This window comes from Bacillus sp. CGMCC 1.16541 (genome assembly GCF_003184905.1).
In the GTDB taxonomy this organism is placed as follows: Bacteria; Bacillota; Bacilli; order Bacillales; family Bacillaceae_H; genus Priestia.
Map to the genome: position 1 here is coordinate 121,281 of NZ_QFRU01000004.1, position 16,973 is coordinate 138,253.

Genomic DNA, 16,973 nt, shown 5'->3' on the forward strand with positions numbered 1-16,973 from the left:
CGTTAAGGGGTTCCCCTTAGGCTTATCTACCTAAAAGGAACCCCTCTACACAACCTTTCCTATTTACTTCATTTCACTTGCCACCATCAACCCAATGGTAACGTTTTGCTTCCAAATTCGGTCAAAGTTTTTAAGCGGTACAGGTTGTCTTCCTGCGTAAGGAGATAGTTCAGGTGTAAATGCAGGCATTTTTTGCGTGCTAATAAACCAATCACTATACCCTCCACCCGTTCCACTCGCTGATTTTGGAACCATTGAATACCCTGTTGTGTTCGAAATTTTGCGAGCTAACTTTTCATCACGCTGTAATTGACTGCCTTGTTGTTTGAAGTACCAGTACAGAATTTCTCCTGACGAATGATACGAAATTGCTGCACGGAAGTTGTGCTTTAACGTAAAATCATACAACGCTTTTGCTTCTGGTTCGCTAAGTGCTTTTGTGCCTTTGTAGTTTTCAGGCCCTGGATAACGCGCATTGCAACAAAGATTGTTCCAATTTGCAGGGTACTGTTTATTTAAATCCACACCACGAACATTTGCTTTCCATGAAGCAAAGTTCGTGCTACCACCGTTCATTTTTAACACGTCTTGTGGTCGCTTCGCACTTTTATGACCAAGCTGAACAAGCGACACCCCGTCAGGATTCACCATCGGAACAAACCAAATGGCTGTATCATCTAACACCGTTCGTGTATGGTAAGCACCAATTTTTGTACCACGCGCATACGAATATGCATATTGATCAATTTTCTCCATCACTAAATTAGTGGAAATGTATTCGCGTGCATGATGAGAACCATTAATAAAGATTTCTTTTTTGCCTTTTCCAAGCTTCACCGCATACAAATGACGCCCATCAACCGACTGACCAATTGTATGTACTTCAAGAAAGTCACCATACATCTTTTCAAGAATCGTTAAATCTCGTTGCATTTGTGTGTATGTATAAACAGTTTTCGGATTCACAACGTCAGTAGGTAAAAATGTAACACTCCCTATATAGATGTATCCTTTCCTATTACCCACAATGGTTTCGATCCAATTGCCACTCATATTGGTTACGTTAAGACTAATGCCTTTTTTAACAGTCGCAAATGGAACAAGCTTTCCTGTGCTATTATCGTAGATGGTCGCATCTTCTTTTGCTTGTAAGCTATATTTACCCGCGACGTTTCCTTGCCATGTAACAGCCTTTCCAGCCGATGGTTCAGTTGCTTGTTTTAACACAAAAGCAGTGCGGCCACCGAAATCAATTTGATGCCAGTTTCCGATATCTTTAACACGTTCATAGTCCATTCCTTTTACAACACGCCCCACTTCAATGAGCGTTCCGTTGCGATTCTCATAAATCGGGACATTATCACGTACCACTTTAAAATAACGGTCTGCTGGTGAGAAAATCTTTTTCGTGGTTGAAGAATGGATATAGCCGATTCTTCCTGCAACATGAACTTCTAGCCAATTACCAAGATCGTTGATCACAGGATACGAAACACCTTTTTTCATAACACCAAAAGGAATTAATGCACCTGTCGCATTATCATAGATGGTTGTATCCTCCGTTACCTCAATGGCTCCGACTTCCTTTTTATTGCCACTCTTTTTGATGATACTTTTTCCATCTGAGGACGTTGTCGCTGCTTTTAAAATATACGCGCGACGATCTCCGTACTGAATTTCTAGCCAGTTGCCAGACTCAGCTATGACTCCATACTCCATTCCTTTTAACAGGTGACCCATTTCGACTAATTGACCGTTTTGATTTTCATAAATCGACAACCGCTCTGCTGTCACCGTCACATACTTCTCGCTCGCTTGAACATCATCCGCTGTCAACAGTATGCTAAACACGACGAACAACACCAACCAAACACTTCTACATCTACTACAATGAATACCCACAAAAACACCCCATTCACTAAACTATAAATCTACAAGTTTATTATATAGACTAAAGAACTAGTAAAAAAGGTTTATTTTATCTGAATGAATCTTTATTTTTTCGTAGAATAGAAGAACGGACAGATGAAGAGAGTAAGAAATAAATGTCTTTCACTCTTTCGGTAAGTAGCTCGCATACACAAAGAACCCCTTGACTGTTTTTAGTCAAGGGGTTCTGCTTGTCTTAGCGAACTTCTACCCAACCGTTTTTAATTGCCACAACAACGGCTTGTGTACGGTCGTTTACGTTCATTTTTTGTAAAATGTTACTTACATGGTTTTTAACTGTTTTTTCACTAATATACAATGCTTCACCAATGCCACGGTTACTCTTTCCGTCAGCTAATAATTGAAGAACTTCACACTCACGACGCGTTAATAAGTGAAGTGGGCGACGAATTTCAATTGGCTCGTTCGGATAAGATGACGATTGACCTTGAGATGCTAGACGACGGTATTCTTTCACTAAGCTGTGCGTCACTTTCGGATGTAAATACGATCCGCCTTCTGCTACAACCTTAACGGCTTCGATTAGCGCATCTGCGTCCATCTCTTTTAATAAGTAGCCACGTGCACCTGTTTGAAGCGCATGTGTTACATACGTCTCATCATCATGGATCGATAAAATAATGACTTTTGTATCTGGGTTTGCGTCAACTAGTTGCTTAGTTGCTTCAACACCATTTACTGATGGCATATTAATATCCATAATGACAACATCTGGTGTGTGCTGCTCAACAAGAGCTAACGCTTCACTTCCGTCATCACCTTCTGCTACAACTTCAAAGTCTTTTTCAAAATCAAGAATTCGTTTAACACCTTCACGGAACAATTGGTGGTCATCAATAATAACAATTTTTGTTTTCATTTGTTATGCCTCCCCAAATCAAACAACAAAGTGGTTAATCTATATTGACCCCTTTTACTTTACATTCTTTTCTCTCTCTCTCTATTTCGTATCTGGAACATGTATAATAGGTACATGTATTATGACAAGTGTACCTTGCCCAATCTTTGAATGGATTGATAGTGTTCCATCTAGTAAGTCTACTCGTTCTTTCATTCCCATAAGTCCAAACGAGTTTTCTTTTTTCTCTTCAGGATGAAAGCCTTGGCCATTATCCTTTATTATCAGAATAGCATGCTTTTCGTTAAATTCAATCTTTACTTGAATTTCCGTTGACTTCGCATGTTTTAGTGCATTTGTCACCGCTTCTTGTACGAGACGGAATAATGCTACTTCTAATTTTGACGGAATTCTCTTTTCCTGTCCAATGGAAATAAACGTAATTCGTGGATTTCCGTCATTGTATTCTTCAATCGTGGCTAAATATTTTCGGAGTGTTGGTGTTAATCCTAAGTCATCTAATGCCATCGGTCTTAAATCATAGATAATGCGACGAACTTCGTATAGAGCCGAACGAACCATTTTACGTAAGTCTCTAATTTCTTGCATGGCTTCTTCAGGGCTGCGCTCTCGGTAAATTCGCTCAACAAGTTCCGAACGCATCATCACATTAGCAAGCATTTGTGCTGGTCCATCGTGAATCTCACGTGATAATTTCTTCCGCTCTTCTTCTTGAGCTTCAATAATCCGGAACCCAAAATACTCTTTTTGAATCGCATCTTCGACAATTTCCCCTACTTGCTTTAAATCACTATTTAAATAATTCAACACCACTGAAATTTGACCAACAAGATGATCCGCACGTTGGATGGTTTCTTGGAGCGTACGTAAACGTCTCTCCAATTCATCTCGGCGGTTACGAAGTTGGAACTCTTGTTGTTGTGTCATCAAAAGTTTTGTTTGAAGCATGTGTGCTTTTTCGTATGCTTCTTTTACTTCTGGCTCAGAATAAATTTTAAAGTGGCGACTTACTTCTGAAAGGCGTTTTCGCGCCACACGAGACTGCATCTCTAGCTTCTCAGCATCTTGAATGGTGTCAATGACTTTCACTTTTAGTATTTCTAATTCTTCGAGAATTTTATCATATTCTTGTCTCGCGTCTTCCGCTAATTGATAAATTTCTCCTTTACTCGTATCCACTGTTAAAATGATTTTTTCTAAAATTTCATCTAACGCCTTGCTGCTTAGTTTATTTTTTGACATCACTTCACCTCAAAGTAAGTCCGTAAATCTCATGTATTTCTCTACATCCATCTATATAGTTCGTATTTCCTCATTTCTTTTTGAGGATAGAACTCATTTCTTTTCATTATTCCATAAATAAACACTTATTAGCCAAGCTTAATCAATCTGCTAGCTAAATTCAACCCGTCCATTTGCCCTATTTTCATGATGATGGAAACATTTTCTTTCGATAAGGAATATTAATTGCTGGCTAGAAGCTGAAACTTTATAATAAATGAAGAGATTTATCAAAACCCGACAACATTCTTCATATCTCCATGCCATACCCTTATTTTTAGTGAGATAAACTTATTTTTTAAATTAGGAGGTTTATTTAAATGCTACCTCAATACCATACAGTAAAAAAATACGGTGAACATGAGATTGTCATCCAAAAGTCTCGATTCATTTGTTACGCTCAACGTGCAACAACAGAAGAAGATGCACAAGCTTTTATTCAAGATATTAAAAAGAAACATTGGGATGCAAACCATAACTGTTCGGCTTATCTCATTGGTGAACGAGATCAATTTCAAAAGGCAAACGATGACGGTGAGCCAAGTGGAACAGCTGGTGTTCCCATGCTTGAAGTATTAAAAAAGCGTGGTTTAAAAGACACCGTCGTTGTGGTCACTCGTTACTTTGGCGGCATCAAACTCGGTGGAGGCGGCTTAGTTCGCGCATACGGAAAATCCGTTTCTGAAGGGTTAAATGCTATCGGTGTTGTAAACCGTACGTTAATGCAAGTCATGCATACAAAAGTGGACTACACATGGCTTGGAAAGCTGGAAAACGAACTGCGAAACTCCGTTTATCAAGTAAAAAACATTCATTACCTTGATCAAGTCGACATTGAAGTGTATGTAAAAGAAGATCAAGCAGATGCTTTTTCTGAATGGATGACTGAGTTAACAAACGGGCAATGTGAACTGTCAAAAGGAGAAATCACTTATTTAGAGGAAGACGTAAACTGATTATTTACGAAATCGTCAAAAAAAGGTACAATGAATTTTAGCGCAATGGCTCGAATCATTGCTTTTTATAGCGAAAATAAAGACAACATTTAACGATAAAAGCTCAAATATTTGATACATCATCAGAAGTTACATATACTAACAACACTATTTATGCTCGAAATGGCTAAAAAGGAGAAACCGTATGCAGCAATACAGACGTTTCCAAAAGAAAGTGAACAAACGAAAGCGAAGAAGGCGCATGTTTTTGTTTATTTTACTTCCTATTTTAATTGTCGGACTCAGTGCCACGGCTTATGGGTCATACTTATTTGCAAAAGCAAAGTCCGTCGTATCAGGTTCCTATGAAGAGCTTGATCGTCAATCATCACCGATGCGTGAAGGTAAAATTGATCCAAAACAAGATAACATTTCTGTTTTATTTATGGGAATTGATGATAATGACAATCGAAAGTATGGCGACGCGTCTCGTACTGATGCGCTTTTACTTGCAACGCTGAATGAAAAAGACAAGTCAGTGAAGTTAGTCAGCATTCCTCGTGATTCAAAAGTGTATATTCCAGAAAGAAGCACGGAAAGTAAGATCAATCACGCTCATGCGTATGGCGGCACAAAAGCAACCATTGAAACGGTTGAATATTTGTTTGATGTCCCTGTTGATTACTATGTCAAAGTAAACTTTAAAGCGTTTATTGATATTGTGGATGCGTTAGGTGGAATTAAATTCGACGTTCCTTACGACTTAAAAGAAAAAGATTCCAATGATCGTCACAACGGTGTTGTATTAAGTAAAGGCATGCAAACATTAGATGGTGAAGAAGCGCTAGCGGTAGCTCGTACACGAAAGTACGATAACGATGTAGAACGCGGAAAACGCCAACAGCAAATCATTGAAGCGATGGTTAAAGAAGCTTCATCTATCGGATCTGTTACCAAGTATGGTAACCTAATTGAAGCAGTTGGCGACAATATGAAAACGAACTTGACGTTTGGGGAAATGCTTTCGTTCTATGACTACGGTACACAAGGTACAAACATTGACGTCCAAACATTAAATCTTAAAGGTGAAGATAGCCGGGATGACGGAATCTATTACTACAAGTTAGATGAAGAATCAGTTGAAGAAATTTCGGATACGCTACGTACACATCTCGAACTAAAAAGTGGCGAATATCCAAATAAAAGCGAATAAATAACATCCCTTGCTGAGATATCCAGTACGACAATGGATCGATCGGCAAGGGATGTTTGCATATAAGGCTTATTGTTAACATTGATAAAAAAACATCCTCTTTAAAGAGGATGTTTTTTTATCGGCTGACGCGGAATCCGCGTACCATATTCAAGATTGGACGGTATGTTTTATCAACAAGTCCAATCTTTTCTACAATGATCTCAATCGCAAACAATAAAATGGCAAGGACTAAAAATGAGCCCCACATTGTTTCGACTTGTGAGAAGATTACAGCTGCTAGACCGAAAATGGCACTCATGCCATAAATAATTAATACCGTTTGGCGATGACTATACCCTAATCGTAATAAACAATGGTGTAGATGTGACTTGTCCGGTGCAGATAGCGGTTGTTTTTTCACAATACGACGAATAATCGCGAAAAACGTATCTGAAATCGGTACACCTAAAATGATAACCGGTACGATAAAGGAAATAAGCGTAACGTTTTTAAAGCCTAACAATGAAAGCACCGCAATCATGTAGCCTAAAAACAATGCTCCTGTATCTCCCATGAAAATTTTCGCTGGGTGAAAGTTATACACTAAAAAGCCTAAGATGCTTCCTAACATGATAAAGCCCATGCTTGCGACAAACGCATCGCCCATCATAATCGCCATTCCAGAGATCGTAATAAGGCCAATGGATGACACACCTGCTGCAAGGCCATCTAAACCGTCAATTAAATTGATGGCATTTGTAATTCCAACAATCCATAAAATCGTTAACGGAATACTGAAGTAACCAAATTCAAGAACGAGACCAAATGGCAAGTTAATGAATAGCACTTGCACGCCACCATAGATGACCACGATACATGCAGCCAATAGCTGACCGCCTAATTTTACTTTAGCCGATAACTCCATCATATCGTCTAATACACCAGTGATAATGATGATAAAACTTCCAAGAACAATCGGTAACGCATACGTGCTTTCTGGTTGTAAAATAACGTAACCGATCAAAAAGCTAATGAATATTGCTAAACCTCCAAGGCGAGGCATGATTTTTTGATGGACTTTTCGTTGATTCGGTTTATCCGTTGCACCTATTTTAAACGCAAGCTTTTTCACAAGTGGCGTTAATAAAATCGATGCGATGAAGCAAATAAACAAGGTCAAATACAGCATATAGACCCTCCTCAGGTTTATCTTAACCAAAACATGCAACAATGCATACTGTATGAATCAAATGGATACTATTACATTTTATTTTTTTCTGAATTTTATAAAAAGTTATGTCGGTTTTTTTATTCACACAATGAGGATTATAACACATTGATTCTATGACTTAAATAGAAATTTATTCTCAAAACCTCCTAACTCTTTCAGACTATTGTATTTTTCTACCTTCCATCCAAAATTCCTGCTTTTATTCAAAAATAAGTCAAATTCTATCAAATTTTTGATATAATGCTAGATAAATCAATACTGACATTTCCCAACCAAATTAGGAGGTCTTTTCATAATGAAAATGAGAAAAAAAGCAGCGGTAATCGTACTTGCATCCATCATTTCTATATCCGCTTTTGCCGTCCCTAAAACATTTGCAAATAGCGAAACAATGCTTGCGAGTGTCGAATGGGTCAACAGTAAAATGAATCCTTTATCGAAAAAAGTCACAGAGTTAGAAACAAAAGTGAAAGATCTTGAGGCTCAAGTTGCAGAGTTAAAAAAGCAAGTGAATCAATAGGTGACGAACATGAAAAAAGTATGGATGATTTTATTCACAATAGGTTGTTTCTTTTCACTTCCTCACCTTTCATTCGCAGGTACAACACCTATTTCTTATGAAAATGAAGTAAATGTTCGTTTATTAACCAATTCAACGTTTACAACGGCAATAGATGGTCAATACACGCTCGTTAACCTAGATACAAACGCACCGATTAATCTCGGCACAAATAAATCTGTACGTTTTGAAGCAAAGACTGGACAAGTGATGATCACAGTTGGCACACAAGCGCTTGTCTCCACAAAAGGATTCATGTTGCATGAAACAACGCATCAAGATGCAAATCAATTAACGCTAACCGGGATGCACGCCAATGCAAAAGTAGAGAATCACACCATGACCGTTCGTGGATCTTTAACCGTTCAGCCAAGTGGAGCGGCATTGTTAGTTGTCAATACGTTGGACATGCAAAACTACTTAAAAGGCGTTGTCCCTTATGAAATGTCGAATTATTTTCCAATGGAAGCATTAAAAGCACAAGCCATTGTCGCGAGAAGTTTTGCACATGTGGATTTGAAGAATAAACCTTATATTGAAATGACTGAACAAAGTCAAGTTTACAAAGGCAAAGAAAATGTAGCGATACATAATCAAACAACAAAAGCAGTTGAAGCAACAAAGAATGTGTACTTAACCTATAACGGATCTCCAATCAAAACGTTGTTTTATTCAAGCTCTGGTGGTCGCACAGAGAACTCTGAAGATGTATGGGGTGGTTCAGCACTTCCTTATATGCGTTCAGTCGAGGATCCTTATGATAAACACGCCCGGAACACACACTACAACTGGAATCGCACATTAAGTAACGCACAGCTCGCTCAACGATTAAAACTATCAAGTTCCGAGTTAGCAATTGGATTAGAAATCAAAAGTCGGACAGTTGGTGGAAATGCACGAGAAGTAGAAGCTGTCATCTTTAATCGCGTAACAAAAACGGTATCGAGAAAAGCACTTCTTGGGTCCGACGTTCGCTCTCCAGATGCGTATCGTAGCTTTTTCCGAACAACGGAAAGCGGTATGGAGCGTAGTCTACCTAGCAGTCGATTTAGTGTCCAACCAAGTACATCAAATGCCATTATGACTGGCAGTGGCACTGTTCAAAAAACGGACTATCTTGTTGGCTACAAAGTTCAAAAAGCAGATGGTACCGTTACAACCGTTGATGATGTCAACTTAAAAGTAAAAACGAAAAACAGTAGCACGCTCGTTCCAACTTCCCCTGTTAGCTTCACGTTTACAGGTAGCGGCAATGGGCATGGTGCTGGGATGAGTCAATGGGGTGCTTACGGCATGGCTGAAGCTGGTTACACATATGATGCGATTTTAAAGCATTATTATACAGGTACAGAAGTCAAAGCATTAAAATAAACAAAAAGGTTGAGTAACAAGGGATACTCAACCTTTTTATTTATAGGGTAAAGCTCGGTCTACAAATGCAGCAAACTGTGCTCGTGTTGTCGCATTGTCAGGCTGAAACATTCCTTTACTTCCTGTAGAAATTTTATGCTGCGTAATCACTTTAATCGCTTCGTACGCTTCTAAATTTTGAGGAACGTCTGGAAAAGGCGTATAAGCTACTCCGTTATCAGTTAACTTAAAGGCGCGTTGTAACACCATCGCCATATGGTGTCGCTTCATTGGCTTAGAAGGATCAAAGTATCCATTGTTTCCTTTGAAAAAGCCTGCTTCGTACGCAGTCATCATTTCTTGGCGTACTCGACTATCGCTGACTGAATCTTTAAATATGTAAGGTGAATTAGAAAGCGGCAAATTGAATGTTTTCACTAACATACTTGCTGCTTGATAGCGTGTAATAGACACTTCTGGTTTAAATGTTCCATCACGATATCCGCTAATAATTTGTTTTTCATATAAGCTTTTAATATGTGAATAAGACCAGTAATCTGATGATACATCTTTAAACAGCGAACGATTTGTTGAAGCGAGCAGTACGTTAATTTCTTTTTGTAACGCATCCGCTCGTGTATGAACAGCTGTTGCTTTAGCATCAACCGTGTTCATTTGGTCATCTACCCACTCAGTACTTGCAACCTCAACGCTCTCTTGTGCTTGTGTTTCCTGCTCGATCACGTTTTCACTACATGCAGATAGGAGTAACATCGATCCTATACTCATGACGAACCATTTTTTCATCGACTTCATCTCAACCTCTCCCAAGATTGCTTCACTTTCGTGTAAGTTTCATCCAAATCATCTCAATTTCTGAGATTCGACATAGTTTACCTAACCCAAGAAAAAGAACAATAAATCCTATAAATCCAACCATTAAATTCACAAGTGTAACTGAACTAGGTATAAGCTCAACAAAAAGGAACATACCACCTGTTAATAGAATGGATAACATGACATATTTTGATAAAAACAGGAATCCTTTTCTTGTTAATTTTAACACGAACTGACTAATGATGAATAGAAAAATTAGTTGTGCATATGCACTAATGGTCGTAGCAGCAGCAATCGCATGCGCTCCAAATGAATCAATAAAAAGCACGATTAAAGCAATATTAAGGCCAAATACTGCGATCACACCACTCACGACAGGATACAACGGATGCTCCATCGCGTAGAAAAAGCGCGTCACATACACATTCGCTGCATGTGCAAACATACCAATTACAAATAACTGCAATAGCTCGGCGGTTATACGTGTCGATTCCGTGGTAAACGAACCATATTCAAAAATAAAGCGTACCGTATCTTCGGCATAGAAATACAAGAAAATCGACACCGGTACAATAAACAAAAACAGTAATCGAATTCCTTTTTCATACATCATACTCACTTCATCAAACTGCTTTTTCGCCACTTGACCTGCAAGCTTTGGATAAATCACCGTTGTAACAGCGGTCATTAAAATAACTTGAGGTAACTGCACAAGCTTTGACGAATAGTTCAATGCTGCAATGAACCCCTCTGTTAACTCCGACGCAAACACGCGGTGCAATAAGAAGTAAAACTGCAGAGTCGCCCCACCAAGCAAAATGGGAATCCCAATCTTTAACATTCTTTTGACATATTCACTTTGCTCTAAAAAGAAACGAAAACGAAATGACATCAAGCGATTTTTACGCACGTCGTAAATAAGCCAGACAAACATCCCTACGGCTCCAACCACTGCACCGACACCGTAGGCTTGAATTCCGATAGCAGGATATAAAAGAACGGCTAACAGAACAAAACCTGCATTATTTAATAGTGTTGCAAGAGCAGGACTAAAAAAGCGATCATGTACATTTAACACTCCTGATAGCCACATAGACGTCACTAGAAATAGAGTTGAAGGCGCCATCACTGCAAATAAAAACGCCGTGACTCGTGCTTCTTCTGTTGATAACCCTGTAAAGAAAAACGACGTAATCGGCTTTGCGAACAGCACAAAAACAATCGATAATAAGCCCATGATGAGTACCGTATAGGTCAAAATTAGCTCTTTAAATTGTTTTTGTTGTTCCGGTCTATCTATTTTTTTATAAATACTAATAAAAGCAGTCGTAATGGCACCTCCGACAACCATATAAAGAAACGTCGGAATGGTATAAGCTAATATGACAGAATCTGCTTGTGATGACGTACCAAAGTGATAACCAATAACAGCCTCACGAATGAAGCCGAACAAGCGCGATACGACGTTGATAATTGTCACAATCCCTATAATTGCAAACAAAGATTTTTTAGCCACTTCATTCACCTCTTCACTTTCTACACAAAAAAAGACGGTGTTAAACCGTCTAACCGCTACTCTCTAACGAAAAGCCACATGGAGATTATGTATTCATCTAACGGTATGAATGGTAAAAGACGTAAGGAGAGGGTTCTAGTCCTCTCTCCACCTCTTGTTTTACTTATCAATAAACTCTCGTAAAATGGAGATAATTTGCTTTTTACCACTTTGAAAAGGTTCAGGTTGAAATGTTGGCATTTTTGAGAGGGCTTCACTTAAGTCAATCCCATCATGCCACGCAACGAGATGTCCTGTCTCTTCAAATTGATTGACAATCTCTAGTTGATGATTGTCATTATGCTCTCCATATTTAACAAGACGAGGTGCAGCAATCATCTTTTTTCCTTTTTTCAAACCCGTTGTAATGGAGCCTGTTCCACCATGTGTAATAATAAAATCAGCTTCGTCATACAGACGGTCCATCTCTTCATAACTCGTAAATTTCACTAACTTCATGTGCTTTGATTTGAATGGTGTATGTCCAACTTGTACAACCACCTCATCGCGAATGGTGTCACGCTTGATTTGCTCATCAATCGCTTTTAGCAACCGAGTAAACGGTAGTTCATGAGTACCTAACACAACTAAAATCAATAGATTGACCCTCCATGCACAGCTTTTGGATAATGTACTTTCATTGATTCCCACTGCACGATGAATAAATCAGCAATAGGATACACCATTCTACCTGAAATCGTCGGAGTTGTCGTTTTCGCAAAACTTTCAATGAACACAACTTTTTTCCCGAACAATTTTGCAATATAACACATCGGAACTGCAGTATGAGCCCCTGTTGTGACAATCACATCCGGTCTCTCTCGTAAAAAGTAATACAGTGACTTCATCGTGTTATATGTAAATTTAAACAAGTAACGAAACAAATAATTGCGTGCCCCGTATACGAGAAAAGACATGTTATATTCTTCTTTTAACGCTTCTGTAATGACAGACTTCTCGGTAATAATATGATAATCGTATTCAGAAAAAAGTGGTTTTAACTGCAACAATTGCGTCAAATGTCCCCCAAGTGATGCGATAAATAATACTTTCTTCTTTTTCTTGTTATTCTTTTTCATGCTTCTACCCTCCAAGAGGAGAATAAACTTCCAATACTCGTTGTATTAACTGTTCTTGGTCGTTTTTCTGGGCTTGTTGCTCACCGTTTTGTATTAAGTGTTCCACAAACGTGTCGTTTTCTAACACACTCATTATTCCTTCGTATAAAGAATGCGCATTTTGTGGTTCAACAAGTACACCTGCATCATCTGCTAGTAGATAGCGCAAACCACCAACACGTGTTCCGACAACTGGTGTATGACAACTCATCGCTTCAAGTGCAACGAGACCAAATCCTTCAATATGAGAAGGTAACACAAATAAGTCTGCTGCATTCATCCAAGTGGCCACTTCACTTTGTGACAACGCGTCAATGATGTGTACGTCTTCTAACCCTTTTGTTTGAATCATTTGTTCTAACTTTTGGCGAAAACGAACGTCTTTTGTGGCACCAATTAAATACAAGGAAGCTTCTCTCTTCCGCTCTTTTACTTTTTCGTACGCTTCGACAAGCTCCACAAGACCTTTTTGTCGAATTAAGTTCCCAACAAACAACATAATGTTTTCATCCTGTGACACACCTAACGTACGACGAGCTTCTTGCTTATCCATTGGCGCAAAGACCTTTCGGTTGACTCCCATGTTAATGATGGATAGTTTTTCTTTCGGTACGCCAAACTCTTCATGAATTGTTTGATGAAGCTCATGCCCCACCGCAATGACATGATCAGCTTGTTGCAAGATTTGTGTCGTTAAGCGACGAATACGTGGTGATTTTTTCGCCATTTTATCAATGTCTCCACCATGTGCTGTTACAATCATTCGTTTACCGAACCACTTTTTATAGGCTAACGCAAGCAAACCTGTTGGAAAGACGTAATGTGCATGAACAACATCGTACGACTTCCCTTTCAATAACAGATTAGAAAAGGTCTGAAGAAGCCACGCACTATATTTCTTGATGACATTTGCTTTTCCCATATTTGGATTTTGAACGGCAACGACATCTACATCCATCCCTGCTGCTTTTAATGCTTCGACTTGGTTTTTCACAAAAATACCAAATGTCTTTGCTTCTTGACTTGGATACATATTACTAAGTACGAGTAGCTTACGTGTCTTCATTCCTCTTCACCATGCTTACATTAATTTCGTTAACTGATTTAACCCTTTGGCAGCTTCTTGTCGAAATTGAGCGGATAGATTCCCAAATGTCTCATTCGTCTTATCCCACTCTGTTTCCATTTGTTTAATAAGAGAGACAAACTGCTGATCACTCTGATGAAGCCTATCAATTTCTACAAAATTCGCCACTTGATTAATGGTTTTCATAAAATCTTTCACTTTACGATGATATCCTATACCTAGAATTGGTGTTTTTGCAACGACTGACAAGATAAGAGAGTGCAAGCGTGTCCCAATCACCACATCATGTTCTCCACAAATCTCTACAATTTTCTCTGGATATAAATTTTCTTCTAAAACCGTTACAGCTTCTTTTTCCTCCATCAATTGAGTAATATCTTTTGTCACTTCAATATCTTGAGGATACTTTGTTGAAAAGAAGGTAATCTCAATTCCTTTTTGCTTCACCAATTCATCTAAGTTATGAGCCATCCCACGAATATAGGATTGGTAAGTTTCTTCGTTTGAAGAAGGCCAATATTGCTGACTAAAATAAGGAACGGCTGTCACCGCAACTTTCTTAATAGAAGCTGTGCGACGCTTCTCCTTCACCGTTGGAACAAAAAAAGCAGGATCTCCGATGACCTGTACATCTTTTTTGATTCCAATAGACTTCAATAACGCTTTTGATTGCTCATCTCGAACAGAAATCGAATGAACTTTCGAAGCAAGCGTTTTAATAAAGAATGTACCTGGCTTGGTTGTAATAGGACCTGCGCCTACGCCATAGATCACTACTTTACAACCTGCAAAATAGCCTAGCAATCCTAGTGTACTATAAAGCGGAGCATCACGTTTGTACATATCCATTAGCAACCCGCCGCCACCAATAATGAGCAAATCGAGCTGTTTCATCGTCACATAGCTTTCTTTCACAGTTGCTAAAATAGACTTTGCAAAACTTCCTTTTTTATGAAGTAACCTTACTGACTGAACACCATAACGATTGACGGTATTCTCAGGGTTATTACTGAATACAATAATTTGTTCTTTTTTGATTGAAAGCTCTTCTGTTAATTGAGCTAAGATGCCCGATAAGATGGCTTCATCACCATTATTATCGTGCCCATAATTTCCAATTATGCCTACGTTCATGAGACACACCTATTCTTTACGTAATACGTTCTTTTTGCTTCACGTTACGAAACATCAACTTTTTCATTATACTACTGTTATAACAATGATTAAACCATTGTTTATGCATTATATCAATTTTTTACCTTGGATGAAAAGAGAGCGTTTATCTTTTGGATAACGTGGTATAGAGTAATAAAAGGTTTTCATGAATCAGTAGTAAATGCGGCGATTTCAACATCGGCTTGTCCGATTGATTGAAGTTTAAATAGCCCGCTTTCTAGAAATTCACTTCATCATTATTAGATAAAGAAATGCTCGCCACTATGTTGTGACGAGCATACTTGAACTTAAACCTTACTTTTTATAGTATTCTAAAATACCACGATAAATAGCTTCTGCGAATAAGTCTTGATTTTTTAACATTTTTTCACGATCACTTGTATTTGTAATGAAACCAAGTTCAACGAGTACACTTGGCATGTCATTGTTTTTAATCACATAAAATCCGTTGTCTTTAATACCACGATCTCTCATATTTAAAAGTGCAACAATTTGCTTTTGGATTTCAGCAGCGAGTAGCTTACTTTCTTCTCCGTTCAAGTTGGAAGATGTGTCATAGAACGTTTCTGTACCGTTTGCAGATGCAGCGGCTGCATTTGCATGAATACTTACAAACATATCAGCATAATTCTTTTTCGCGAAGTTTACACGATCTGCTAACGCTGGATATGTATCACTAGCGCGAGTCATCATCACCGATGCACCTGCAGCTTTTAATTTCTTCTCTAACGATTGAGACACAGCTAGTACAATAGCCTTTTCTGTTGAGCCACCACTCACAGCACCTGGATCTTTCCCACCATGCCCTGGGTCGATAACAATGATACGGTTTGCCACAGGTGTTCCGGATAGATTACGTAACTTTGTATACAGCTTATGTACATATCCAACTTGACTGCCGTATTGTACTTTTACCCAATAGTTGTCCACTGAATGCACTGCAACTTTTTGCCCTTTAGATAAGGTTCCAATTACAGGCGCTGTTGTCGACGGTGCAGAACGAACATTTAAACCATTTGTTAAAATAACCGCTTCTGTACTTGTTTTAATAGGCTCTGGTGTTGGTTCTGGAGTTGGTTCAGGCTCACCTTGTGAGACTTTGACACGGTATTTAGGCTCCATTGCACGTGCTAGGAACATGGCCATTTGTGAACGAGTGACATTGCCCCATGGCTGATAACGATTCGGTTTCACACCTGTTGTAATGCCTTCCCAATACAATGCAATGACACGTTCACGGAAATCATGATTTACCCAAACATCGTCGAACGGCTCTCCTAAGCTCTTGTCACCTGTTATATCGAATGATTCAGCCAACACCTTACTCATTTGAGCACGATTTAATGTGTTTTCCGGACTAAATGTACCATTTGCGTTTCCTGAAAAGATTCCTAATTGTACTGCACGCTCAATCCACCCTGCTGCCCAGTGACCTTTAGGAACGTCTGAAAATCGTTGAGTGGTCACAGTCGCTTCTTTCTCACCAATTGCAGTTAACAGCATTTTAGCTGCTTGAGCACGAGTGACAGATCGATTAGGTGCAAAATAATCTCCACTTGTGCTCTCATATCCACTCACAATCCCTTTTGAACGTAAGTACCCAATTTCGTCATATGCCACATGACTGCTCGAAACATCATGAAAGCTTACACTTGAAGCTTCTACGCTATCTTTTATCACCGCAATAGGAGAACTAACGACAATCGCTCCTGCTATCGCACACGATAATACCTTTTTCAACATCATTTTCCGACTCCTTCCAACACACTATGTTACTAGATTAGCAAATATCTTCCTTTATTTCTATAAAATATAAGTACTGATTTTCTATTACTATCTT

15 protein-coding genes are annotated in these 16,973 nt (G+C 38.8%); 4 read left to right on the plus strand and 11 right to left on the minus strand.

The features are described from left to right. Nucleotides 1-63 precede the first annotated feature (63 nt). The 3 genes from DIS06_RS07075 to DIS06_RS07085 form a co-directional block, all read right to left on the minus strand. On the minus strand, nt 64-1,851 hold the full coding sequence (locus DIS06_RS07075; RefSeq protein ID WP_110112545.1) for a M14 family metallopeptidase: 1,788 nt from the start codon (nt 1,849-1,851) through the stop codon (nt 64-66). A 274-nt stretch (nt 1,852-2,125) separates the two neighbouring features. Beyond that, nucleotides 2,126-2,809, minus strand: a complete 684-nt coding sequence (locus DIS06_RS07080; protein WP_110112546.1) for a response regulator — start codon at nt 2,807-2,809, stop codon at nt 2,126-2,128. An 81-nt stretch (nt 2,810-2,890) separates the two neighbouring features. Further along, complete coding sequence (locus tag DIS06_RS07085) at nt 2,891-4,051, minus strand: sensor histidine kinase (protein ID WP_110112547.1); 1,161 nt, start codon at nt 4,049-4,051, stop codon at nt 2,891-2,893. A gap of 359 nt (nt 4,052-4,410) precedes the next feature. On the opposite strand from DIS06_RS07085, the gene DIS06_RS07090 reads away from it, so the two are divergent. Continuing rightward, nucleotides 4,411-5,046 carry a YigZ family protein gene (locus tag DIS06_RS07090; protein ID WP_110112548.1) on the plus strand — a complete coding sequence of 212 codons (636 nt, stop codon included), beginning with the start codon at nt 4,411-4,413 and terminating at the stop codon, nt 5,044-5,046. Nucleotides 5,047-5,230: 184 nt separating this feature from the next. Continuing rightward, entirely contained in the window at nt 5,231-6,238 is a 1,008-nt protein-coding gene (locus tag DIS06_RS07095; protein ID WP_110112549.1) for an LCP family protein, read from the plus strand. Nucleotides 6,239-6,356: 118 nt separating this feature from the next. Here DIS06_RS07095 and DIS06_RS07100 read toward each other — a convergent pair whose 3' ends face one another. Beyond that, the gene (locus DIS06_RS07100; protein WP_110112550.1) at nt 6,357-7,409 is read right to left on the minus strand and encodes a glycosyltransferase family 4 protein; all 1,053 of its coding nucleotides are present in this window, start codon (nt 7,407-7,409) and stop codon (nt 6,357-6,359) included. A 337-nt stretch (nt 7,410-7,746) separates the two neighbouring features. On the opposite strand from DIS06_RS07100, the gene DIS06_RS07105 reads away from it, so the two are divergent. Further along, entirely contained in the window at nt 7,747-7,971 is a 225-nt protein-coding gene (locus tag DIS06_RS07105) for a hypothetical protein (RefSeq protein WP_239421934.1), read from the plus strand. A 9-nt stretch (nt 7,972-7,980) separates the two neighbouring features. After that, nucleotides 7,981-9,381, plus strand: a complete 1,401-nt coding sequence (locus DIS06_RS07110) for a SpoIID/LytB domain-containing protein (protein WP_162595907.1) — start codon at nt 7,981-7,983, stop codon at nt 9,379-9,381. 36 nt (nt 9,382-9,417) lie between these two features. Here DIS06_RS07110 and DIS06_RS07115 read toward each other — a convergent pair whose 3' ends face one another. The 7 genes from DIS06_RS07115 to DIS06_RS07145 form a co-directional block, all read right to left on the minus strand. Continuing rightward, nucleotides 9,418-10,176 (minus strand): S-layer homology domain-containing protein, encoded by a 759-nt coding sequence (locus tag DIS06_RS07115; RefSeq protein ID WP_110112551.1) that lies wholly within the window; start codon nt 10,174-10,176, stop codon nt 9,418-9,420. 22 nt (nt 10,177-10,198) lie between these two features. Beyond that, a complete protein-coding gene (gene murJ / locus DIS06_RS07120) occupies nt 10,199-11,713 on the minus strand; it encodes a murein biosynthesis integral membrane protein MurJ (RefSeq protein WP_110112552.1) in 1,515 nt (504 codons plus the stop codon). A 159-nt stretch (nt 11,714-11,872) separates the two neighbouring features. Next, nucleotides 11,873-12,349, minus strand: a complete 477-nt coding sequence (gene pssE / locus DIS06_RS07125) for a PssE/Cps14G family polysaccharide biosynthesis glycosyltransferase (protein ID WP_110112553.1) — start codon at nt 12,347-12,349, stop codon at nt 11,873-11,875. Next, nucleotides 12,346-12,831 carry a PssD/Cps14F family polysaccharide biosynthesis glycosyltransferase gene (gene pssD, locus DIS06_RS07130; protein ID WP_110112554.1) on the minus strand — a complete coding sequence of 162 codons (486 nt, stop codon included), beginning with the start codon at nt 12,829-12,831 and terminating at the stop codon, nt 12,346-12,348. Before pssD ends, pssE begins: the two co-directional genes overlap by 4 nt. Before the next feature lie 4 nt (nt 12,832-12,835). Then, nucleotides 12,836-13,936 (minus strand): glycosyltransferase, encoded by a 1,101-nt coding sequence (locus DIS06_RS07135; protein ID WP_204166771.1) that lies wholly within the window; start codon nt 13,934-13,936, stop codon nt 12,836-12,838. A 15-nt stretch (nt 13,937-13,951) separates the two neighbouring features. Then, a complete protein-coding gene (locus DIS06_RS07140) occupies nt 13,952-15,091 on the minus strand; it encodes a polysaccharide pyruvyl transferase family protein (protein ID WP_110112555.1) in 1,140 nt (379 codons plus the stop codon). A gap of 336 nt (nt 15,092-15,427) precedes the next feature. Beyond that, complete coding sequence (locus DIS06_RS07145; RefSeq protein WP_110112556.1) at nt 15,428-16,879, minus strand: N-acetylmuramoyl-L-alanine amidase; 1,452 nt, start codon at nt 16,877-16,879, stop codon at nt 15,428-15,430. Nucleotides 16,880-16,973: the final 94 nt, after the last annotated feature.